Here is a 22,445-nt window from a genome sequence, read left to right on the forward strand (position 1 = left end):
AGAGAATTGTTAGTTTAGTCTTTGACATTTACGCTTCTAAACGGCGCAGCCTGTCCAAAGCTTACCTTGCGCACACGCAAATTCTGTTTGTTAACCGCTGAGACAGCCTCACCAGACTGACCCTCCCCGGCCTTTCCTGCAGGTGCCGTACCCGCCTCCGACTTGCCCCCAGCGGCCGCACCACCTGCAGCGCGGCCCGCTGCGGCACCCTGCGCCTTGTGAGAGGCATCCGGCTTCGCCGCACCCTGCATCGCGCGGCCCTGACCGGCGTGCAACCGGCTGCGCGGCGCGGCGCTTCGAGCGCCTCGGCCTGCCGGGCGATCCGGAACGCGGGCATCAACATGAGACAGGTCTACTCCAACCTTGTCTGCGGCCGCCTGAAGCCAGTCGACATATTCTTGCAAATGGCTCATTTCCTCATGAGCCTTATGGATGACCGAGTTCATATCCACGGTTGTTTCCTTGGCGGTATCGATACGCTCGCTCAAGGTATTGGAGATTTCTTCACCACGAACACGCAGCTCTTGCAGCGTGACGCTAATGGCATCCATCGCGTCCGATGTCTGATCAAAGACCCGCTGATAGTCTTCATGATGCGATGCCATGACCCGCAGCTGCCTGTACATGAGCACCACCCGCCACGTGGTGAGCAAAAGCGCGAGAAATAAAAATCCGTCAATTAGATATGATGTCATCTAGAAGGTCTCCATCTTGCTGGATCAACTCATCAATTCGGACGGTATAGGACCCAGCAACCTGTCCCAGTTTACAGTTGAACAGGGGTTGTCTGTTGCACTCCAGCCGCACAGGTGTTTTGGGTGTTGCATTAAGCTCAAGCACAAGACCGACCTCGAATTGAGCTACCTCATCCAAAGTCAGGCGCTGCTCTTCAAGCACAGCCGTGAGCTTCACCTCTGTTTTTTGAATTTCGTGCTGGAACTGTTTCGTCCAGCGGGTATCCCGTCCTGCAACTTCGCCGGAAAGGACCTGTGTCAGGTTCTGTCGCAGCGGGTTCAGAACCGACTGCGGAATTACAATGAAGATCTCGCCTTCGCGCCCGATAAGCTCGGCGGCCATCTGACAAACGACACACTGGTTGCTGCGCCGACCGGTTTGCGCGAACTCGGTGCGCGTTTCCAGGCGCTCTACCTTCAACGTGACATCCGCAATCGCTTCGAAGGCGCTGGCCATTGCCTGCGCCGCTTCGGTAAACATCTTGTGTGCGAGGCGCTGCTCCACACTGGTCAGGGCCCGATCCTCGATGAACGGCTCCTCTTCCCCATCGCCGCCGAGCAGCAGCTCCACCATGGAAAAGATGAATTGCTTGTCAAAACCCAGCAGAATGCGCGCATCCCACTCCTGAGCATGCAAAACCGCAATAATGGCCTTGTCTTCATAGACATCCAGCGCATCACCAATGCGATCATTGCGCACGGACTGAACCGCGATGTACGGAGCTGACGCTGCCATCTGACGCAAGATGTCTATGTATTGGCGCGCCATGCGGTCGAAAACAACGTGCAGCATGGGCAACCGATCAACGCCGATACCTGCCGCATCGAGAAGACGCTGAGGCAAGTCAAACTTTGCCCCGTTATCTTCTTCACTGTCATCATAGGTGCCCGGCTCGATCACATCGCTTTCGTACTGCATGGGTTAAGCGGCTCCTGCGTTCATTGTCTCTTCTTCAACTTCATCAATGGTTGGGCGCGCATCTGCGGAGATGGTCTTGCGACCGTGCTCCAAAGCAATCTGCGGAGCTGCACCATTCATGAAGGCCAGAAGGGTTTGCTTGACTTCGATGTAGAGGCGATAGCGGCGCTCACGAACCTGTTTGATCTTTTGCCCGATAGGGCTGACGATGCCGTAGGACAGGAAGATACCGAGGAAAGTTCCGACCAGCGCAGCACCGATAAGCGCACCTAGAATTTCGGGCTCCTGATCAATGGCGCCCATCGCCTTGATGATACCCAGCACTGCAGCAACAATACCCAATGCAGGCAAGGCTTCGGCCAACGTGCTCAATGCATGGTAAGGCTTCAACTCTTCCCGACCGATGGTATGCAGCTCTTCATCCATGAGGGCTTCAATCTCATGGGGGCGCACATTGCCAATCACGATCAGGCGGAAGTAATCGCAGATGAAGCTGGTCAGGGATTCATTACCCAAAACGCTGGGAAAGCGCTGAAACAGTTCCGATTCATGCGGATTATCAATAATGGCTTCCACGTCGTTGCGCCCCTTGGCGCGCAGCGTGCGCATGAGACCATAAAGCACACTCAGCGTATCAAGGTGATCCCGCTTCTTCGGCACGGCATATTGGAAAGCCTGAACGATGCCTCGCCCCGTGTCCTTTATTGTCTTGAAGGAGTTCCCGACAACAAATGTCCCAAAAGCAGCACCGCCAATGATTACGAACTCGAAGGGTTGCCATAGCACGCCAAGATGACCACCCATTGCCATGTAACCACCGAGCAACGACCCGATCACGATCACCAAACCGACAATAATATTCAAAACGCGCTCCACTCTTCGAGCCAATTCCAGATTGAGAACGTTCTAGAGGCACTGGCTTGTCTGAAACTGGCGCACCGAACAGACCCCAAATCAGTTTCAGGCAAGCAATCAGCCCTAGGTTGTCGGAGATTTTAGTAATCTTGAGGTGCCCTATGCTTGATACAGCGCTGCGTTACACCATGCTGACACGCGACATGGGGTCGACGATCAAGCGGACCTCCGAGGACCCGATCGTCGACCGTGAAAGCCAGTACTATCTGGAAAACATTCGCAATATCAAAACGATCGACCAGTTTCTCGAGGACGATCGCATCTTCACATACGCCATGAAGGCAAAGGGGCTGGGCGACATGGCCTATGCCAAGGGCCTCATGCGCGACGTGCTTGAACAAGGTATTCAGGACAAGGACAGCTACGCCAACCGTCTGAATGACAAGCGCTACTATGAGTTCGCAAAGGCCTTCAATTTCGAAGCCTACGGCGGAACTGCGACCAACTTTGATCGGGCGCAGCAGGAAATCGTCGATTCCTACATCCTTCAAACACTGGAGGAGCAGGAAGGCGCGCAGAACGAAGGAGTGCGTCTGGCTCTCTACTTCCAGCGCAAGGCACCAGAGATCAACACCGCCTATGACATTCTGGCGGATCAGGCCCTTTATGCAGTGGTGCGTACGGCCATCGGCATGCCGGAATCAATGGTTGGCACGGATGTGGATCGCCAGGCAGACTACATCGACCAGCGTCTGGATCTGGAAAGCTTGAAGGACCCCGAACAATTGGGTGAGTTTCTGACGAAGTTCACCAATCTCTACGATGTTCAGAACAACGTCTCATCGGCACCAACCTTATCGCTGTTTCAGAATACGGGACCCGGTGTAAATCCGGACCTTCTGCTGCAGGTCAACTCCCTCAAGTTTGGAGGTTAAAGCTATGGAATCGTCGCTTTACGTCTCGCTTTCAGGTCAGTTGGCCTTGGAACGCCGCCTTGAAACGGTGGCACGCAACGTTGCGAACATGGATACAGCGGGCTATCGGGCGGATGCGGTCAAGTTCAGCACCGAAGTCAATCGGGCCGGGCTTGATCCAGTCTCCTTCGCCTCTGAAGGACAGACTTACATCAACCGGCAGGCTGGACCGATCAAACAAACCGGCAACCCGCTGGACGTGGCCATTGCCGGCCAAGGCTGGCTGGGCATTGAAACCGGCAACGGCGTCGCCTACACCCGCGATGGACGCATGCAGATTTCGGTGGACGGCTTGCTTCGCACGGTTGAGGGCAACCCCATTCTTGATGCCGGCGGTGGTCCCATTGCTCTGGATCCGGCCGGCGGCACACCGAACATCCTGCGCGATGGGTCCGTTTTCCAAAACGACCAGCGTGTGGCGGTTATCGGTCTCTATGAGATTCCGGAGGGAGCCAAACTATCCCGCATGGGCAACTCGGCCGTCGTGCCGGATCAGGATGCCCAACCGATTTTCGAGTTCACGGAGAACGGCCTTGAACAGGGCTATGTTGAAGGTTCCAACGTGAACGCGATCATGGAAATCTCTCGCATGATCGAAATCACGCGCGCGTTCGAGAGCACGAACAATGCGATGCAGACTGCTGAATCGGCTCGGCAGAATGCAATCCGCCAGTTGGGAGGCTGACCCATGTATGTGGATGGAGTCTCGACGAATACCGGCAGCCCGATGATCAACCGGCTGAATGAACAGGCGCAGGGCCACGAGGCTGCCCCTGCTCCCGATTTCACCATGGATGAGTTCATCGATATCCTGAATCCGTTGCAACACATTCCGGGAATCAACACGCTCTATCAGAATTTCACAGGGGATGAAGCCTCCGTTCGCTCCCGTGCGATCGGGAGCAGCCTGTTCGGCTTGCTGGGCGGTCCTGTGGGCATGGTGGGTCTGATGGCGGCCAACATGGTTCAAATGTCCGTCACCGGCGAGCTTGAGCAGGAAACCATGGTTGCAGAGTCTGGCGCCGATGCCCTGTCGCAAAAACTTGCCACGCTTGAAGCCGATGCCCTGCCCACTGACGTGGCTGGCGTTTCCTATGAGAACGGCGTGAAAGATATTCCCGCGCTGTTTGGCAACGTGGGCATGGCAGCAGCTAAGCAGGCAGCAGTAGCCCCAGACGTTTCGGGCCTGATGCCATCTGCCTCCGATGACAGCGAAGCGAACGCGGCGCGGGAAAAACAGGCCGAGGAAACACCGGTACCTGACCTTGCAGGACTGGCAAACGACCCGCGCAATGTGTTCCCAGAAGACGTTCTCCGGCAACTGCAGGCCAAACATCTGGGCGAGTCGTAAATGCACGATCTGGAGCGGCTGCAAAAGCTGACACGGCATGTGCCATCTGATGCATGGGACATTGATGTAACCGGCATCCTGAGCGAAGTAACATCCAACTACTTGCGCGTTCGTGGCCTTTCAAGCGGTGTCAACCTGGGTGATCAGGTCTCCTTCAACAATGGCCGTGAAACCTGCTTCGGTGAAATCATCAAGATCGACGCCGAAAGCGTCATCGTCAAACCGTATTCTCCGCGCAACGATCTGGGTTTGGGAACACGCATCAAACGCGCAGGAGAGTTGTGCCTGCGGCCAGACCCAAGCTGGAAGGGCCGCGTCATCAATGCCATGGGCAAACCCGTGGACATGCTTGATCCCCTCAAGCGCGGCGCGGAAGAAGTTCCTTTCAATCGGCCCCCACCTCCCGCCATTCAAAGAAAGCGGGTAACCGAACATGCTCGGACCGGCGTACGTGTCCTCGACATATTCACGCCGATGCTGCACGGTCAGCGCCTTGGAATTTTCGCAGGTTCTGGCGTGGGCAAATCCACTACCCTGTCGATGATCGCCCGAAGCAATTCCTTCGATACTGTGGTGATTGGCCTGATCGGTGAGCGCGGCCGCGAAGTGCGCGAGTTTATCGAAGAAACACTTGGCGAGCAGATGGGCAAATCCGTCGTTGTTGTTGCAACTGGCGATGAAAGCCCAATGATGCGCCGCCTGGCGCCCAAAACAGCCGTATCCGTGGCAGAATACTTTCGTGATCAGGGCGATTCTGTCCTGTTGGTGCTGGATAGCATCACCCGCTATGCCCACGCTTTGCGCGATGTGGCACTGGCAGCTGGAGAACCCGCCGTATCACGCGGCTATCCGCCCAGCGTGTTCACGGAACTTCCGGCGTTGCTGGAGCGCACCGGACCGGGCGTTGAGGGAACCGGCATGATTACTGCCGTCATCTCCGTCCTGGTGGACGGTGATGATCACAATGATCCGGTTGCTGACAACATCCGCGGCCTCTTGGACGGGCATATTGTTCTCGACCGACACATTGCCGAGGATGGCCGGTATCCGGCGGTTAACATCCTGCAATCGGTTTCTCGTCTGGCGCAACACGCCTGGTCGCCGCAAGAACGTGATCTGGTTCTGAAATTGCGGGCCATGGTAGCCAAATTCGAAGACACGAAAGACTTGCGCATGATGGGCGGCTACAAACAGGGCGTGGAGCCGTTCCTTGATCAAGCCTTAGAGATCGTACCCAAGCTCTACAAGGCGCTCTCACAGAGCTCTACAGACCCTTCCAGCACGGACGCCTTCACCGAGCTGGCCCAAATGCTGTAGCTGCCCTCTTCCCCTCTGCAATCGCAACAAAAAAGGCCCGCCTTGGTTCAATCAGGCGGGCCTTTTCATGATGGATTGTGGTGGTGATGTCTTGGGTGAGGCGACGTCAGCGCGCCTCTTGCGTCGTGTTGATGATGTATCCCAGATAGCGCTTTGAATCGATCGGATCATAGCCCAAGCGCTTGCGCAGTTTTTTACGCAGCTTGCTGATGTGACTTTCGATCACGTTCTCATCCACTTCGCTTTCGAAGATGCCATAGACAAAATTGTAGATCTGCGCCTTGGTCAGACGACGACCATTGTTCTGCGCCAGATATTCCAGAATACGGCGCTCACGGCGCGGCAGTGGTAATGTATCGCCGCTAACCTGCGGATCACGGCCGTCAAAAAACACGGTCAGATCTCCCAGATCCACTTGGACAGACTGGGTCTGGGTCCGGCGTTTGATGGCATTGACCCGGGCCAGTATTTCCTGAACATGCACCGGCTTGCGGACCACATCATCCACGCCTGCAGCAAACAGTTTCAAGGTCTGTTCAAGCTGAGTCGTGCTGTTGAGTGCGATCACAGGCTTCTGGCCACATCGACGGCGGATGATTTCCGGATATTGTTCGCGGTCAATGCAGTCACCGATCAAGATGGCTTCAACCGCTTCAAAATCCGTCTCCGGCGCGGAGCTAATCCAGTCATGAAACTCTGACGGATTAAAACCGCTAGAAGAAATTCCTTCACGCTTGAAACCAGAGGTATAACCTTCAGTCACAAGCTCCTGTTCATCTACAATTAGATACATAACCCCAAATCCAAATACCCCACGGACACCATTGGCACTAATACAGTTCATTCTGCCCTGTCAATTTATGTTTTTGTGAAATTATTTAGTTTATATAAGAGGTTAACACTTTGTTAACCAATTTAATCTTGGAAAAATCTATAGAGATTTATATAAAATTTTATTCTATTTTTCCCTCGAAACGGAATCCTTTCGGAATCTCAACAAGGAAGCCTGCCTTATTAACCGGCGAATGGTCAGTTTGTGGCAAGCTTTGCACGACAGAACGTGACATGAATTGGGCGCGATGGAAAAAACCCATTCAACGATGCCCTTTAAATTTTATGGGATAAAAATCAGGGAATTTCGCAGTTTTATGGAACGACGCAGCGAGAATCGGCAAAGGATTCGCTTTAGAGAAGGTAAGCTTTGCGATCTTAATGACCAATTTGTGGCAGAATGCATCGTGCGCGATCGGACCCGCAAAGGCGCCCGGTTGCTGGTAAGCGAGACAACAGACGTCCCAAAGCAGGGGCAACTCTACTTTGATGATGATAGTAAAATTGCGTTGTTTGAGGTGGTTTGGAAGAATAAATCAGAAGCTGGCGTTTGCTTTGTCTCTGAGCCGTGCGACATACACACATTCACCGCCAAGGACCTGAGGGCGCTAAAAGGGCTTTATTACGCCCTCACTAAATGAGCCGGCCCCGTCACAACAGCGTTGTGACGACCCGGATTGCGCCCCCCAACCACTCCTATGAAGTGTGCAGTCCCCTTTCTTCTGTGACAGTTCTATGGTTCTTGTCCCCACCCATACCCTTTAAGGCGACGAAAGACTTTTCTTGGTCACAGGATCGCGATAAGCGTTCTGCCAAACATACTGGCACGACAGATCGGCTTTGTGCCGACAACAGGAGCGACCATGATCATATCAGTCATTGGCAGTGGCTATGTGGGCCTCGTTTCGGGGGCATGCTTTGCAGACTTTGGACACGAAGTAATCTGCGTTGACAAGGCAGCCGAGAAGATTGAAGGCCTGAAGCGCGGTCAGATCCCCATATTCGAGCCGGGCCTTGATGAACTGGTAAAACGAAACTGTGACGAAGGTCGCCTTACCTTTACCACCGATCTGCCCAGCGCCGTCCAGAAAGCCGATGTTGTGTTCATCGCTGTCGGCACACCGTCTCGGCGTGGTGATGGCCATGCAGACCTTAGCTTTGTGTATGACGTCTCGCGAGAAATCGCAGCATCCCTTGATGGATTTACGGTTGTTGTAACCAAGTCCACCGTGCCCGTTGGCACGGGTGATGAAGTCGAGCGCATCATTCGAGAAACCAACCCGTCTGCTGAATTCGACGTGGTATCCAACCCGGAGTTTTTGCGTGAAGGGGCAGCGATCGACGATTTCAAACGGCCTGACCGAATTGTTGTTGGCGTGACAGGTGAGCGTGCCCGTGAGGTCATGACGGAAGTTTACCGGCCGCTTTATTTGAACCAGTCACCAATTCTGTTCACCTCACGGCGTTCCTCAGAACTGATCAAGTATGCCGCCAATGCATTTCTTGCCATGAAGATTACCTTCATCAACGAAATAGCAGATTTGAGCGAAGCTGTTGGTGCCGACGTGCAGGATGTGGCCCGCGGCATTGGCCTCGACAACCGCATTGGCTCCAAGTTCCTTCATGCCGGTCCCGGTTATGGTGGCTCATGCTTCCCAAAGGATACGCTGGCTCTCGTCAAAACAGCTCAGGATAACTCTTCGCCTGTTCGTCTTATTGAAACCACATGTTCCATCAACGATCAGCGTAAGCGTTCCATGTCCCGTAAGGTTCAAGAGGCTGTTGGCGGCAACGTGCGCGGCAAGAAGATTGCCATTCTTGGCCTCACCTTCAAGCCCAACACGGACGACATGCGCGACAGCCCGGCCCTGTCCATCGTTCAGGCTTTACAAGACAAGGGCGCGGCCATTCACGCTTATGACCCTGAAGGCATGGAAAGCGCAGCCGAACTGATGAACAATGTCACGTTCGGTACAGATGCCTACGAGATTGCGCAGGATGCGGACGCCCTGGTGATTGTGACGGAATGGAACGCCTTTCGCGCGCTGGACTTTACCCGCCTGAAGTCCCTGATGAAAACCCCGGTTCTGGTTGATCTACGGAACATTTACGGCCGGGACGAGTTGGAACGGCACGGCTTTTCCTATTTCTGTGTGGGCCGTCCGGCACAAGAAATCCGGTAGGCATTGGCTACAGGCAAAACAGTTCTCAAAAACCCGCTGGCATAGTGCTGGCGGGTTTTTTGTTTGCCTCCCCTTCCGCCCCCTGAGGCTTGACCGTTTTATGAGCCTGATCCGGGTCCGGTACTGCGCTGTAGCTGGGATCGGGATCAATACGAGCGGGAAACCAGCTCATTGTCCAATCAGAGAGCCGGGGAATGAGAAATGTTTTCTGCAACCAGATCAAGCCAACCAAGATCTTCGGAAAAGCGATTACCGAGCGGCGGCGTTGTATTCCCTTTAAGATCTTCTTGCTGGCTCGGACGGCCGAGATCTCGAGGGGCTTGGGTCCCTGATGACGCTGTGACATGGCACTGGTGACAAAGCCGGGAAACACCACTGAAACATGGATCCCTGTTCCGCGCAGCTGACCGCGCAGGGCGGCTCCGTATGCCGCTACAGCCGCTTTGGTCGCGCTGTAGCTTGGCATATCGGGCAAGGCGCGCAGCCCTGCCAGCGACGAGAGGAAAACTATCTGACCGCAATTGCGCGCCCGCATGCCCGGAAGCACCGCTTCTGCCGCCTCGACAGCAGCCGTATAGTTTACCTCGGTCAGCCGGTGAGCCTCTTCAGGATCTTCCAAACCGGTAGACGGCGCGACACCACAGGTAATCCCGGCATTGGCTATCAGAACGTCCACCGGGTACTGGTCATCAAAGGCTTTCAGTGTGCGGCGCAAAGCCAGACGATCACGCACATCCATCGTGATGAGATGGACATGAGCCCCGGCATCTGAACACCGCAGTGCCAGTGTTTCAAGCTTATGCCGATTTCGAGCCAAGAGGGCCAGCCGACGGCCCGGCGCGGCGTAGGCCAAGGCAAGCTCGCTGCCGATGCCGCCACTTGCGCCGGTTATCACGATGGTTTGCGGCTGTTTCGCCATGTGGTCGCCTTCCCTCGCTGTGCCTTTGCTCAAATACCCAAACGGCGTCCAGCCCAAGACACCTGCTGCAAGACCCAACGCCATGATTGGTTTTGCCGCCGTTCCCTGAGTTGTGCCAATCGCCGGATCAGGCGCTCCGGTGTCGTAATGCTCAAGGTGAGCGGGTCGATCATGCGAGTGTATTCCACCAGTACGAGGTAAATCAGTTCCTCCAATTTCAGGGTTCGTGTGCGCGCAGAGGAACGCGTTCTGTCCTCCGTCAACCCCCATCCCGCATAAAAAGGCAGGCCATAGGTCGTCACCGGCTTATCGCGGATCAATGCCTCGAAACCGGTGAGCGAGGAAAGTGTCGCGACCCGATCACACTGAGTTATCAGATGAATGAGGTCCGCTCGCCCGATCTCTTCGTCGCACAACCCTTGTGCTTGCGGGGCGTCGATATGGCCTTTGCGCAAGCCACTGACCACGTCTGGGTGGGGTTTGTACACGATATGGGCCTGCGGATAGTCCTCACGCACGGCCTGCAACAACTGAATGTTGATGTTCTCGTCTGACTGAGACGCCAACCGATCTGAAACGCCGCGCCGGACCGCCATGTCGTCCGCCACCTGCCCCGGAACCAGAATGATTTCTCGGCTGCGATCCGCCGGTTGCCACAAGGTCTTGCCGGTCAGGTTATATTTCGTGACCCGGCTTTCACTCAACAATCGCTTGAGTGTGAGGCCTCTTTCACGCTGGTGCTGTGAGAACTTGAAGGACGACAAGAGGCGAAACAGCCGGCTGTTCGTTGTGGGCGCATAATACAGCCCCTCATCATCCATCGCGATGGACGAACAGGCCACCAAACCGGCCCCCAACCCGACGGACCGTATGAACCCATCTTCAATCCTGCGAACCGGTATATCTGCGGCTCGAAATCTGGCCAAAACCTCATCGGATTGTTGCATGCCCCATACCACCAACGGACCGCCAAGACGCCTTGCAGTGTCCAGAGCCTGATCGGCGCTGGACACAAAGGTGACATTCTGGCCATTGCCCAAAAGGTGGCTCATGGAGCGGTGGTTCCACGCCTTCACGCCCAGACACACCAGCGGTGCACAAGCCTCCTCGATGTGGCGCGCGCGCGCCTGCCATAGCCACGCCCCCTCTTTGGGCTCAAGGATCTCGCCGCCGGAAAGAACAAAACGTTCAGGGGCCTGCTCCAGTGCTTTCTCAAGCCCCTCAAAAAAAGAGTCCGCTTTCTTTCCTAACGACTTATTGTAGTTGATGATTTTGCAGTTCAACAACCACTCGCCATGCACATGCTCCGGTTGCTGGACACCCTTGGCTTGCCACACCCACAAAGGCTTGTCCGCCTCAAGGCTCCATCTCACCGCTTCGACCAACTGGGGAGATTCAGCGGCAACGATCCCCGCCCGCGCCATGGGGCGAGAGACAGCAAGCGCGGGGTTCAAACCGGTCAAGATGCCCAGCGCCTTCAGCCAGCGCCGACTTTGACCTTCAAAACAATGCACGCCGATCATGCACGACCCTCACTTTCATAGTGAGCCTGAAGATCGGGCTGCAGCCCCGACGTTTCCTGGTGCGGCTCAAAGGTGCAGGCGAGTTTGGAAACAAAACTCTCCACTGCTGTTGTCAGACCACCCGGATGATGGATGGATCCGGGCACCTGCGTTTGCGCGATCAGCACCTTCAGGAAGTCTTGAAGCAGGTCCATCTCGGGCTTTACCGGATTGCGCCAGAACCCATCCAAGGTTTGCTGATCGGTCAGCCCCGGCAGATCATATAGTGTTGGCGACAGACACTTGACGGGTTTGGCGTCCTGCAATGCCTCGAGCCCTGCGGTTGAGTTGACCGTAACCACACCATGGCAGAGCGCCAGCCAAGCCGGCATGGGCCCGCCTTGCACGAAATGCACCCGCTGTGCGCATCCCAAACTGCGTGCAAGACGCTTCAGTACGCCCCCAAAATCTTCAAAGCCGGCATCAAGGGGGTGTTCCTTGACGACAAGGTGAGCGCTGGCTGGCGCTGAGCGTGCGAACGATTCCATTACGTGACGAAGCGCCGGGATCATGCTGCCAAATTGGGATTGGGTACGGATTTGAAAATCACCTTCCAGTTGAAGGGGAAACAGGAAGCGAGGGGCAGGCTCATCGCACAATCTCTTCATCACGGCAGCCGCACGTCGCTCCTGATGTCGCCGACCCACCAACTTGGCAATCCAGCGGCCATACTCGACCACCGGGTTATAAAGGGTGTGCTTTTGGTAGTGCGGGAAGGCCAAGAGATCGAAATAATTGGCCAGATTGTACACCACATCCGGCAAGGCTTGCATGGTGAACCGCGTGGGAAACTCCCCGCCGGACGCAGTTGTTTTCCGCAGCATGTGCGCCTGCGCCCGGACTTGAACCGGATCACGCGGCATGGGGCACGCTGACCCCAGACCATTCCTGCACAAGGTCATGTATCCGGGACGCAGCAACCCCATCTCGCTGACATGAACCCGAACCCCGTCCCGCCTCGCCATTTCGATAGCCAGACGATGGTACAGCCGCTGATCGCCATGACAGACCAGATCCGTTGCCTTGAGGTGCCTTAGAACATCGCGAAAAAACGCTGGCCATTGCCGCGGGCGCCCCCGGAATGGCACAGTATTCAACGAAGGCCAGTGCAAGGCATCGCCCAAACAGAAGTTGATCCGGCACACCTGCGCCCCAGCAGCCTCAAGCTTGCGTCCAACCCGGCGATACAGCGGCGACAACGGTCCCTGGAGGAAAACAAAACTGCGTTCTGCCAGTTCATCAGACCCAAGAACGCTGGCGTCAATGTTCATGTTCCAGCTCCCCGAGGCTTGGCCCGCTGGCCTCTTTGGTCCGACGGCCACGCGAGGCGATCTGGTCCTCGGCCCGCAACGGGATCCCTTGTGCGGCCGCCCGTTTGAGCCGTGGGGCCACCGGCTCAAGCGCGCCGGGCTGATTGATGGTTCCCGACAGCAGCCGGTCCGTCGCGGTGACTGTAGCGGCCCGCCGCCCCTCTCGCGTGTAAAAATTGCCCTTGATCTGAATGGTGGCGGCCAACACCTTTTCAAAATCCGCAAGCAGCTCGGGATCCGGCGGTGTCGGGTTCTGCCAGAACTGATCCAGACTGCCCTGCGCTGTCAGCCCTGCAATATCGTAGATCGCAATACCCAGGATCTTGACGGGACACCCCAACCGGAGCGCATGCAACCCTGTGGTGCTGTTGACCATCACGGCCCCGCGGGCGGACTTGAGCAAGGTCACCAGGTTACCGCCATCTATGACGTGTACACGCCTTTTGAGCCCATGGGTGCGGGCCAAACGGCGCACAATGGCGGTCCACGGCTCAATCCCATTGTCGAACGGGTGGACCTTGAAAACCAGATGTTGAGCCTTGGGTGCGGTACGCGCAAAGCTGGCCATGACCTGATCTATAGCTTCACTCAGATGGTCAAACCCGGCATTGTAGCGCAGTTGATAGTCGCTCTGGAGTTGAAGGGGCACGACGAAGTAACCTGCAGCAACTTCAATCACGTCCTCAATCAGCATGTTGGCGCTTTCATCCTTGCGCCGCGCCATCAGCAACCTGGGGATCATCGCCAGGTATTCCACCAAGGGATTGTAAACCTTGTCGCTATCAAAGCGCAGATAGGGCCAGGGAAAGAAGAAATTGGCCAGATGATAGAATACCTCTCCAAACGCTTCATTGAAGAACGGATGCGGGTATTCAATGGACCGATCTGCTTTGGGAAGCTGCCTGGCCAGTTCGCGAATGCGGGCCGGATCCTCCGGAAACCGTGAATACGCTCCCATGCCATCACGTTCCAGCGTGATCCAGTCGGGCCTGAGATAGCCGAACTCATAAGCGTAACACGGGATCTTCAACGTCGCGCACACTTCGTTGGCGATGGCGTGATAAGGAAAACGATCCTGATAATACACCACGTCCGTCACGCTGTGCTGGCGCAGAAAATTTTCCAGATAGGACCGCCAGTTTTTCAAAGGGCCTCGATAGGACACCGTGCGCCGGCCCCGCCAGTACACCCAATCGCCGATGCACAGGTTGATGCGCAAGGTACGGGCACCGCGGCGCTCCAGTTCATCGGCCCATTCACGTGCGAAAAACGACGGTGGACCTTGCAGAAACAATATGACCCGCTGCTTGTCCCCCATTGATCGTGCGCCTCCCTTGCCCCTCGGGCGTCCTTTTTGTTTTAAACCCGGCAGTCGGCTGAGCAATCCTAGAAAAACTCCAAACGGTTTACGGTGGAGACATTGGAAAGCAACGGCGAGATGATCTGCAGGAACTTGCCGAACTCTGCGGTTGGGTGGTTCGCGACATAGAGAATGTCCTTGTCCTTCATCTGGACAAATCGTGCCCGCAGGAACCCGTCTGCACGGCGCAGGTTCAATCGATAAACCACCGGTACAGGGGTGCCCGACGTCACACTTGGAGCGAATTTTCGCTGTGTCATCTGACTGACCAGACCGGCTTCTTCAAAACGGAACAGGAAAATGCCGGCTGGATCAGCCGTGAAGTCGCTGATTCCCCCTACGACAGCCAATGCCTCAGCCAACGTCACTTCCTGCGTTCGGAACGGAACCAGTTGTTCCTTGCCGACAGCGCCAAAGACCGAGAAGCTGCGCGGTCGATGGGACAACAGGATGTTGTCTCCTGACGCTACGCGTATGTTGTTGGCAGGGTTTTCAATCAGATCCTCGAACCGAGCGGTGCCCGACCGGTGCCCTCGTTTCAGCGTGATCACGGTTTCATAGGTCGCCTCACGGGCTCCCCCGGCCACGGCCACCAGCTCCAGCAAGCGCGAGCCGCCAATCGAAATGGGATAGCGACCCGGCTTGACCACATCCCCAATCACAACCGCGCTGTTGCTCTGATTATGAAGAACCTGCACGAGCACCTGAGGCTCGATCGCCTTTCCAATAAGCTTGTTCTGTACGGTGGTTCGAAGCCCCTCCACCGTGAGGCCGGCCGCCCTTACGCGGCCCGCATACGGGATGAAGATGAACCCGGATTCATCAATAACTGCATCAATGCCGGACTGTTTGGACTTTTCCGTCGAAAACAGCCCCTGCGGCGCGGCCTCCCAGATGTGAATGCGCACGGCATCCCCCACCCCCAATTGCAACACCCCATTGGAGGCAGGCACGCTGCCAAACTTGTTGGCGAAACTTTGAGGCTGATAATGGCGCAACACCGAGATGGCCGCGTCATCCAGTTTCACGATTGTGTAGTTGGCAAGTTGCGCATCAGCCGTCACCTGCTCAGAAGATATGACCGCTGAAGACGGTCCTTGCGCTGGCAACGCAGAGCACGCAGCCAAAGCAACCGACATCAACCAAACTGGTATCCAGCGCATTGAGTATCCCAATAAGCCTGCAATCTGTAGACGAGTAATTATGATTCCCTAAGGCAACCGGGCCTAACCTTGCGCACATGGAAAAATAAAACAAACGCAACAACTTATTAGGCATTTTCCTACATGCTATTTTTACCAGTAATTTACTCAGGAGATGGAGGTAAAAGTGGCTCGGAGCGAATGATTCTAAGCCAGAATGCATGTCGTAAACGGCAAGTTCGCAACCCAACTGTGCAGGTAAAAACTACCAAAACCCTGTGTTTTGGCGAGGTTGGCCGTTCTCCACAGTTTCATGGCGATCGTCCTCGTTAAATCGTGGAATACACTCTGGGCTTCATCGCTCTGGCACATTCGGAAAGAACAGATTGCAAATGGCCAAGGGGCATGGCATGCAACAATCTGAATGGACGGCAAACTTCACAACAAGCTGTTATTGTGGTCTTTTTGCCGTCCACGACAGGTACTTGGTAAGTTTTCACGGATCCTTGTGCGGTAGTCATGGGACTACACTCGTCGCATCTGGGGATCCGTGCGATCTCGGAATTGGGGCTTGGATTGATCGCGGTGTTGGCAACAAATGGGCTTGGAGGACGGTTTTCAGCCATTTTGGCTGGCCTCGTGCTGGCGGCTGCCTTGCTGTTCGCCGCGCCACCTGCCCAAGCCTTCAGTCTGTTCGGCATCCATTTATGGGGCGAGGAAGAAACGGAAGCCTCCGCCGACGACGCTCTGCCCGAACCTACCCGTTTTACGGTGGAGCTCACCGTCACACCGAACCCTGAAACTGGTGAGGTCGATGAGGATCTGAAGGCACGGTTGGAACGCAACAGTGACCTCGTCACCAATCAGGATAGTCCAGTATCTGGAGAGGCTGGTGTGCTGGCGCTGGCTTCTGGCGACTTCGAAAACATGGTGGGCACGCTTTATACGCGCGGATATTATGGCGGCCTTGTCTCCGTACGCATCGATGGGCGGCCCCTCAGTGTTGTCATTGAAGATCCCAATCCCATTCAAACACGGCCCATTCCGGTTGAAGTCACGGTAACCCCAGGCCCCGTGTTTTCATTGGGCAAGGTCGATATTCGCTACAAGACACCCCGAGCCGAGTTGCAAGACATGCTTCCAGGTGCCGGAGATTTGGGTCTTGTTACAGGTGAACCGGCGTTTTCTGAAAAGGTTCTGACAGCGGAAAAGCGCGGACTAAGCGCTCTGGACGATGAAGGGTTTCCCAAAGCGCGTGTGGCAGACCGACAATTGTCTGCCAATCACAGCGCCAATACGCTGGACGTGACGTTGGTGTTCGATAGCGGCCGGGAGGCTTTTTTCGGGCCTGTTTCGGTTGAAGGTACGGAGCGAATGGACCCGGTTTTCATTCGCAGCTACGCCAATATTCCCGAAGGGATGCGCTATGATGCGCGCATTCTCAAACGCGCAGAAACCCGCCTGCGTGATCTTGGCGTTTTTGCCAGTTTGCGAGTGCGTCCTGATGATACGATTGCTGCCGATGGCACCTTGCCGATCACCATAACCGTATCCGAGCGTCCGCGCCGGGTATTTGGTTTCGGCGCCAGTTGGTCCAGCAATGAGGGATTTGGTGTTGAGGGATATTGGCGCCACCGCAACCTGTTCGGACAAGCAGAAAAGCTTCAGGTCTCCGGCTCCGTTGGCAAGATCGATACGGTGAACCCCGAGGACTTGGAGTATGCGCTGCGACTTGCCTTCGAAAAGCCGGGCGCCTTTGGGCCGACAACTTCGTTCACCACCAGTCTCGCAGCTGTACAGGAGCAGCCGGAAAACTACACCTCTCGTAGCCTGTCTGCTGATGCCTTCTTCGTGAAGGACTTCGATGAAACGCTTTCTGGACGTGTTGGCGGGGAAGTTTACTACGCCAATGAAGAAGACGTGTTTGGAACGAACGACTATTTCATCGTCGGCATTCCGGGCTACCTGACCTATGACACGCGCGATGATGACCTGAACCCCAGTTCGGGCATTTATGCGGAGGCGTATGTGGAGCCGGCCATTGATGCGCTGGACACGTCCCCTCTTGTGTTCTCCCGTTTTTCTGCCGCGTCATATCTGGGCCTTGACGATGCGAACCGGTTCATTCTGGCCGGGCGCGTGGCCACCGGCACGATTTACTCCGATAGCCTGCAGGACATTCCCGCCTCTCGTCGGTTCTTCCTTGGGGGTGGCGGCTCCGTTCGAGGGTATGCTTACAAGAACATTGGCCCACGTATTGGCGATGAAGTGATTGGTGGCCGCTCCTTCCTTCAGTTAAACGGCGAACTGCGCACGAAACTGACTGATAACATTGGTGCTGTAGGCTTTGTGGATGCCGGTGCGGCGTTCGAACAGAGCCTGCCGGACTTCAGCGAACCTTTGCAGGTTGGCGTTGGAGCCGGCTTACGTTACTTTACGCCTGTTGGACCGCTCCGGCTGGATGTTGGCGTACCGCTGGACCCAAAGGAAAACGACCCATCATTCGCAATTTACGTGGGACTGAGCCAATCCTTCTGATGAAGGGTTGATGATCGCGGCACCCACCAAGACAAGGACTTAGCACTGTGCTGCTGCGCATTCTCGGAGTAATTACTCGCCTCATCCTGAGTGTAATTGCCCTTGTCGCGCTGGCTTATGGCGCGCTCGTTGCGACAAGCCAGTTCGATCAGGGGCGCGAGGCGCTTGGACGTGTGGCCTCCGCGCTTGTTCCCGACATCGCCTTGTCGCAACTCGGGATCAGCCCGACCGGCACCATTTCCGTGGGCCGCGTCGACATATCCGATCCCACCGGCCCTTGGCTTGTTGTGGATGGCATCTTTCTGGAGTGGTCGCCGCTGGCATTGTTGCGCGCTGATCTGCAGATCCAGCAGTTGGCGAGCGAACATGTGCGCATTCTCCGCCAACCGGTTTATCCCGCCGAAAACACCAGTGAAGCAACCGAACCGGCCGATGAGGGCTCTGGGGGCTTGCCGCGCCTGACCGGACGGCTGACAAAGCTCAGTATCGACAAGATCTCGATTGAGCGTCCTGTCCTTGGTACGCCAATTCAATTGCAAGTCGTGGGGTCAGCTGATGTAACAGCATCCCCGCAAGCAGCGTCTGTTACCCTGCAGGCAGAGCGGCTGGACAGCGTCCAAGGCCGTGTGGATGTGGCTGCACATGTGGATCTTGCTGACGTCGCTTTCGATGTGGACGCCAAAATCAGCGAAGCAGCAGGTGGACTGGTCGCCTCGTTGCTGGACATCGCTCGCGCCCCTTCGTTTGATGCGGAGTTGGTGGGCAGCGGCACGCTGGAGGCATTCGAGGCTCAACTCTCTGTTGCGCTTGATGGCAAGCAGACCGTTTCAGGCTCTGCCGCCTTGACCGATATTGCTGCAACCAAGCGCCTGACGGCGGATCTCAGAGGCGATCTGGAAACAATCCTTCCTGCGCCACTGAAGCCGCTTTTTGCAGGCAATACGCAACTTGTTGCCAACGGTGAGCTGGACTCCTCCTATTTCCCCGCCCTTTTGGATGTGAGTCTGGCAACGGATACCTTCTTTTTGAAGGCAAACAGCAGCGTTGCGCGCGCCACGCAAACAGCTCTTGTCAAAGTCAACATCGGCACCCGCCTGCCAAGCGGCGAGACATTGGAGCTGCCAGTGCCCGATGTGCCGGTCAGCGTTCAGGCGCTCAATGCCAACCTAACGGCGGAAGGCGCATTGGATGCGTTGGACTGGACCATGTACGTTGAGGGCACCTCGATTGTATCGGATCAGGTGGATCTGCAGTCGGTTCGGCTGAACGCACGCGGCACGGGGGCCTCTACTCTGGCAACCGCTCTTTCAACTCCGCTGGAGGCGAACTTGGTGCTCGAAGGCGTTGCTCTAAAACACAACTCCTTCGGTGGCAGTATGCCACCTGCTGCAAGTGTGAGCCTGAAAGGGGATCTGGATCTGACCAATCAGGTGGCCCGACTTGATTTCCTGACCGCAGCCAGCGATGACACCTCACTCAATCTGTCAAACATTGTCGCCTCACCCACCCGCGTTTCGGCGCAGGGCCAGCTTGAGGCCACCAATCTGTCACGATTTGCCCGACTGACGGACCGCCCCTTGGCGGGTGCAGCTGCCATGACCTTTTCCCTCGACGGCACGCCGGATACCGGTCGCTATTCGCTGACCTTTGACAGCAGCGCTGACGATTTGCAGACCGGCATCGCCCAGTTGGATGCCCTGACAAAAGGGCGCGCGACGTTGAGCGGCTCGGCACGCGGTCAGTTGCCATCAGACTTCCCGGCATCGGGCGAGCTTGAGGTTATGGATCTGAAGGCAGCCTCTTCGCGTTTTGACCTGGAGGCCAGCGGCATCCTGCAGGACGGCGCGCTCGACGGCAGCGTTCGCGCGCGTTTGAAGGATTTGGCCGCGCTCGATCAACGCATTTCCGGCGCTGTTACCCTTTCCTCGCAGGTGAGCGGGCCACTGGATGCAGCCGTAATGTCCCTGGAAGCGCAAGCCGAGCGGCTGGAAATGATGGGAACGCCGGTGACCGATCTTTCGTTACGCAGCGAAGCAACACTGAGTACACAAGCACCGCGGGCGCAGGTGAACCTCAGCGGATCCTTGCGAGATCGGGAAATCACCATCTCAGGTGAATTGAATTCAGGTGATGGTGGCGCGGACATCAGTGACCTTGCCATCGTTGTGGGGGATAATCGTGCGAACGGTGCCTTCACGATTGCTGATCTGACCACCCTGCCCGAAGGCATTGAAGGGCATCTGGACATCTCCGCGCCCGATCTGGCGCAAATCGCTCCGTTGGTATTGGCGGAAGTGGAAGGCTCTCTTGTGGGACGCGTTCAGGTCCAACAGGCGGCAGGCCAGACCCGCGTTGACCTGGACGCTCAGGCCAGCGCCTTTGCGTGGGAAAATGTCACTTTAACGAGTTTGAGCGCAGATGCGCGCGTTTTGAACGCATTCTCGACGCCGGAAGTTGACGGCAACTTGAGACTGTCAGAACTGAACGCCGGAGCGGTTGTCGTGACCAATGCCAACGCCTCGGCGCAAACCAGAGGCAACACGACCACGGTCGATCTGCAAGCCAAACTTGACGGCGATACCGACAGGTTTCAGACAGCCTTTGTCGTCACCCGCGGATCAGACGCCTTGACCATCGACATCAACCAGATCTCCGGTAGCTATCAGGGCATCACCTCTCAACTTGACGCGCCTGGTCAGGTGGTTGTGCGGCAGGGCGTTGTCTCCCTTGCAAATCCCCTGGTCATGGCGTTGGGAGAAGGCCGGATCACGGTGACTGGTGCCAGCGGCTCCGAGCTGGACCTCGGCATCAAGGTGGACGCCGTGCCGCTCAATCTGGCCAATGCATTCGCCCCGCAACTGGGCCTTGGCGGTGCCGTGTCGGCGAGCGCAAGCGTGACTGGCGCACCGCAATCCCCCAATGCGCAATGGCAAGTAAATGCCAGCGGCATTGCAGTTGCTGCCATGCGGGACAATGCCATTTCACCCCTCACCATTACCTCTACAGGCCAACTGCAAAACCAGCGCATTCAACAAGACACCCGCGTCACGAACAACGGCGGCCTGGATGTCACGTCTACTGGCACTGTTTCGCTATCCGATGGCGGCACGTTGAACCTTGAAGCTGCCGGTCAGGTGCCGCTGGAAGTGTTGCGGGCTCGGCTGATCCGCGCTGGCCTGTCGGGACAAGGGTTGCTCAGTGTATCCGGGACGGCTGCAGGATCTTTCGCAAAACCCCGCTTCAACGTTTCGGTGACCCCGCAAAACGTGGAGCTGACCCGGTTGGCCACAGGCCTGACCCTGCAGAATTTCCGAGGCTCTGTGGACGCCAATCAGGATCGCATCAGCGTCAACGATATCACCGCAGACATCCGCACCGGTGGGACTGTGCGTGCCGGAGGTACGGTTGGGCTGGGCGATGGCTTGCCGATCTCGGTGCAAGCTCAGGTAGATCAAGGCCGTTATGTACAAGGGACGCTGGCCAACGTACTGCTGGATGCAGACATACGAATGACAGGGCCGCTAGCCAGCACCGCGCAAAATCCAACTCTTGCCGGCACCGTGACCATTGAGCGCGCGGATATTGGCATCCCGAACTCCTTCGGCGGCGGCGTGAACCCGGTGATCGTTCGCCATCTCAATGCTCCCAAGCCCGTTCTGGACCAAGCGCGCGCGTTGGCGATTGATGAAGGGCAAGCTTCAGGCGCCAGCCAACAGGCCGAGACGAACACCGGGGCCATCAATCTGGACCTTACCGTGAACGCACCCGGCCGCGTGTTCGTTCGCGGGCGTGGCTTGAACGCAGAAGTAGGCGGCTCACTTCGCCTTGCCGGTACTAGCCGAGATGTTCAAGGTATCGGCGGCTTCGACCTGGTGCGGGGTCGCTTTGATATCCTCAGCAAGCGCCTTGAGTTTCAAGAAGGATCAGTCACGTTTGACGGTAGTCTGATGCCTTACATCGACTTTGCGGCCACCACCAGCACGGCTAACGCCAATGTCACCATCGGGGTGCGCGGTGAAGCCGACCAGCCGGAAATCACCCTCACCTCGTCACCCGATTTGCCTCAGGATGAAATTCTGGCGCAATTGTTGTTTGGGCAGTCCGTCACCGACCTTTCACCAGTTCAGGTGGCTCAGCTTGCCAACGCGGTAACAACATTGGCAGGGGGCGGCACGGGCGGCCCGTTGGGCGCTCTGCGCAACGTATTGGGCCTGAGTGATATCGACGTAAACGTGAATGCTGACGGCGCAGCAGAACTGTCTGCAGGAACCTATATCAACGACAATATCTATCTTGGCGTCACCCAGAACGCCAAAGACGGCTCCAACTCGGCGACCGTCGACATCGAAATCACCAAGGACTTGAAAATTCGTGGCGAAGCCGGATCAACCGGCGATGCGAAGGCCGGTTTCTTTTTTGAACGCGAATACTGAAGAGGACGCGTGCACAG

At 56.5% G+C, this 22,445-nt stretch carries 17 protein-coding genes; 8 read left to right on the plus strand and 9 right to left on the minus strand.

What is annotated here, in order from left to right; translation table 11 throughout:
• Window positions 1-14: 14 nt before the first annotated feature.
• The 3 genes from G512_RS22280 to motA are packed head-to-tail and all read right to left on the minus strand — an operon-like array spanning window position 15 to window position 2,517.
• Complete coding sequence (locus tag G512_RS22280; protein ID WP_051269583.1) at window positions 15-695, minus strand: hypothetical protein; 681 nt, start codon at window positions 693-695, stop codon at window positions 15-17.
• On the minus strand, window positions 676-1,653 hold the full coding sequence (locus tag G512_RS21735) for a flagellar motor switch protein FliM (protein ID WP_081657548.1): 978 nt from the start codon (window positions 1,651-1,653) through the stop codon (window positions 676-678). The genes G512_RS22280 and G512_RS21735 overlap by 20 nt, the downstream gene beginning before the upstream one ends.
• A 3-nt stretch (window positions 1,654-1,656) precedes the next feature.
• Window positions 1,657-2,517, minus strand: a complete 861-nt coding sequence (gene motA / locus G512_RS0117895) for a flagellar motor stator protein MotA (RefSeq protein ID WP_028482893.1) — start codon at window positions 2,515-2,517, stop codon at window positions 1,657-1,659.
• A gap of 152 nt (window positions 2,518-2,669) precedes the next feature.
• Between motA and G512_RS0117900 the strand changes: the two genes are divergently transcribed.
• The 4 genes from G512_RS0117900 to fliI are packed head-to-tail and all read left to right on the plus strand — an operon-like array spanning window position 2,670 to window position 6,150.
• Window positions 2,670-3,443: a DUF1217 domain-containing protein gene (locus G512_RS0117900; protein ID WP_028482894.1), complete on the plus strand. Its 774-nt coding sequence runs from the start codon at window positions 2,670-2,672 to the stop codon at window positions 3,441-3,443.
• A 4-nt stretch (window positions 3,444-3,447) separates the two neighbouring features.
• Complete coding sequence (gene flgF / locus G512_RS0117905) at window positions 3,448-4,167, plus strand: flagellar basal-body rod protein FlgF (protein WP_028482895.1); 720 nt, start codon at window positions 3,448-3,450, stop codon at window positions 4,165-4,167.
• A gap of 3 nt (window positions 4,168-4,170) precedes the next feature.
• Entirely contained in the window at window positions 4,171-4,833 is a 663-nt protein-coding gene (locus G512_RS0117910; protein WP_028482896.1) for a hypothetical protein, read from the plus strand.
• A complete protein-coding gene (gene fliI / locus G512_RS0117915) occupies window positions 4,834-6,150 on the plus strand; it encodes a flagellar protein export ATPase FliI (protein WP_028482897.1) in 1,317 nt (438 codons plus the stop codon).
• Between the two features lie 106 nt (window positions 6,151-6,256).
• Here the strand turns inward: fliI and G512_RS0117920 are convergent, their stop codons facing one another.
• Window positions 6,257-6,943: a response regulator transcription factor gene (locus tag G512_RS0117920; RefSeq protein WP_028482898.1), complete on the minus strand. Its 687-nt coding sequence runs from the start codon at window positions 6,941-6,943 to the stop codon at window positions 6,257-6,259.
• A gap of 286 nt (window positions 6,944-7,229) precedes the next feature.
• Between G512_RS0117920 and G512_RS0117925 the strand changes: the two genes are divergently transcribed.
• Window positions 7,230-7,622, plus strand: coding sequence for a hypothetical protein (locus tag G512_RS0117925; protein WP_143181424.1), 393 nt, complete (start codon window positions 7,230-7,232; stop codon window positions 7,620-7,622).
• Between the two features lie 222 nt (window positions 7,623-7,844).
• Entirely contained in the window at window positions 7,845-9,164 is a 1,320-nt protein-coding gene (locus tag G512_RS0117930; protein WP_028482900.1) for a UDP-glucose dehydrogenase family protein, read from the plus strand.
• A gap of 25 nt (window positions 9,165-9,189) precedes the next feature.
• Here G512_RS0117930 and G512_RS21740 read toward each other — a convergent pair whose 3' ends face one another.
• The 5 genes from G512_RS21740 to G512_RS0117955 form a co-directional block, all read right to left on the minus strand.
• Entirely contained in the window at window positions 9,190-10,083 is an 894-nt protein-coding gene (locus G512_RS21740; protein WP_162143392.1) for an SDR family NAD(P)-dependent oxidoreductase, read from the minus strand.
• 29 nt (window positions 10,084-10,112) lie between these two features.
• Window positions 10,113-11,606, minus strand: a complete 1,494-nt coding sequence (locus G512_RS22285; protein ID WP_051269589.1) for a capsular polysaccharide export protein, LipB/KpsS family — start codon at window positions 11,604-11,606, stop codon at window positions 10,113-10,115.
• Window positions 11,603-12,916, minus strand: coding sequence for a capsule biosynthesis protein (locus G512_RS21750; protein ID WP_051269592.1), 1,314 nt, complete (start codon window positions 12,914-12,916; stop codon window positions 11,603-11,605). The genes G512_RS22285 and G512_RS21750 overlap by 4 nt, the downstream gene beginning before the upstream one ends.
• Window positions 12,906-14,273, minus strand: coding sequence for a capsule biosynthesis protein (locus G512_RS21755; RefSeq protein ID WP_051269594.1), 1,368 nt, complete (start codon window positions 14,271-14,273; stop codon window positions 12,906-12,908). Before G512_RS21755 ends, G512_RS21750 begins: the two co-directional genes overlap by 11 nt.
• A 68-nt stretch (window positions 14,274-14,341) precedes the next feature.
• Entirely contained in the window at window positions 14,342-15,478 is a 1,137-nt protein-coding gene (locus G512_RS0117955; protein ID WP_028482901.1) for a polysaccharide biosynthesis/export family protein, read from the minus strand.
• Between the two features lie 498 nt (window positions 15,479-15,976).
• Between G512_RS0117955 and G512_RS0117960 the strand changes: the two genes are divergently transcribed.
• On the plus strand, window positions 15,977-17,995 hold the full coding sequence (locus G512_RS0117960) for an autotransporter assembly complex protein TamA (RefSeq protein ID WP_081657550.1): 2,019 nt from the start codon (window positions 15,977-15,979) through the stop codon (window positions 17,993-17,995).
• A gap of 47 nt (window positions 17,996-18,042) precedes the next feature.
• Window positions 18,043-22,428 carry a translocation/assembly module TamB domain-containing protein gene (locus G512_RS0117965; RefSeq protein ID WP_028482903.1) on the plus strand — a complete coding sequence of 1,462 codons (4,386 nt, stop codon included), beginning with the start codon at window positions 18,043-18,045 and terminating at the stop codon, window positions 22,426-22,428.
• The last annotated feature ends 17 nt before the right edge of the window (window positions 22,429-22,445 follow it).

Origin of the sequence: Pseudovibrio exalbescens DSM 16456, from assembly GCF_000422785.1 — a bacterium.
GTDB lineage: Bacteria > Pseudomonadota > Alphaproteobacteria > Rhizobiales > Stappiaceae > Pseudovibrio > Pseudovibrio exalbescens.

Excerpts from the sequence above, each read along its gene's own strand:
- G512_RS0117910 (WP_028482896.1), top strand. The coding sequence starts at position 4,171 with ATGTATGTGGATGGAGTCTCGACGAATACCGGCAGCCCGATGATCAAC.
- G512_RS21740 (WP_162143392.1), bottom strand. The coding sequence starts at position 10,083 with ATGGCGAAACAGCCGCAAACCATCGTGATAACCGGCGCAAGTGGCGGC.
- G512_RS0117920 (WP_028482898.1), bottom strand. The coding sequence starts at position 6,943 with ATGTATCTAATTGTAGATGAACAGGAGCTTGTGACTGAAGGTTATACC.
- G512_RS21750 (WP_051269592.1), bottom strand. The coding sequence starts at position 12,916 with ATGAACATTGACGCCAGCGTTCTTGGGTCTGATGAACTGGCAGAACGC.
- G512_RS0117930 (WP_028482900.1), top strand. The coding sequence starts at position 7,845 with ATGATCATATCAGTCATTGGCAGTGGCTATGTGGGCCTCGTTTCGGGG.
- G512_RS22280 (WP_051269583.1), bottom strand. The coding sequence starts at position 695 with ATGACATCATATCTAATTGACGGATTTTTATTTCTCGCGCTTTTGCTC.
- G512_RS22285 (WP_051269589.1), bottom strand. The coding sequence starts at position 11,606 with ATGATCGGCGTGCATTGTTTTGAAGGTCAAAGTCGGCGCTGGCTGAAG.
- G512_RS0117925 (WP_143181424.1), top strand. The coding sequence starts at position 7,230 with ATGGAAAAAACCCATTCAACGATGCCCTTTAAATTTTATGGGATAAAA.
- G512_RS21755 (WP_051269594.1), bottom strand. The coding sequence starts at position 14,273 with ATGGGGGACAAGCAGCGGGTCATATTGTTTCTGCAAGGTCCACCGTCG.
- G512_RS0117900 (WP_028482894.1), top strand. The coding sequence starts at position 2,670 with ATGCTTGATACAGCGCTGCGTTACACCATGCTGACACGCGACATGGGG.
- G512_RS21735 (WP_081657548.1), bottom strand. The coding sequence starts at position 1,653 with ATGCAGTACGAAAGCGATGTGATCGAGCCGGGCACCTATGATGACAGT.
- G512_RS0117955 (WP_028482901.1), bottom strand. The coding sequence starts at position 15,478 with ATGCGCTGGATACCAGTTTGGTTGATGTCGGTTGCTTTGGCTGCGTGC.
- fliI (WP_028482897.1), top strand. The coding sequence starts at position 4,834 with ATGCACGATCTGGAGCGGCTGCAAAAGCTGACACGGCATGTGCCATCT.
- flgF (WP_028482895.1), top strand. The coding sequence starts at position 3,448 with ATGGAATCGTCGCTTTACGTCTCGCTTTCAGGTCAGTTGGCCTTGGAA.
- G512_RS0117960 (WP_081657550.1), top strand. The coding sequence starts at position 15,977 with ATGGGACTACACTCGTCGCATCTGGGGATCCGTGCGATCTCGGAATTG.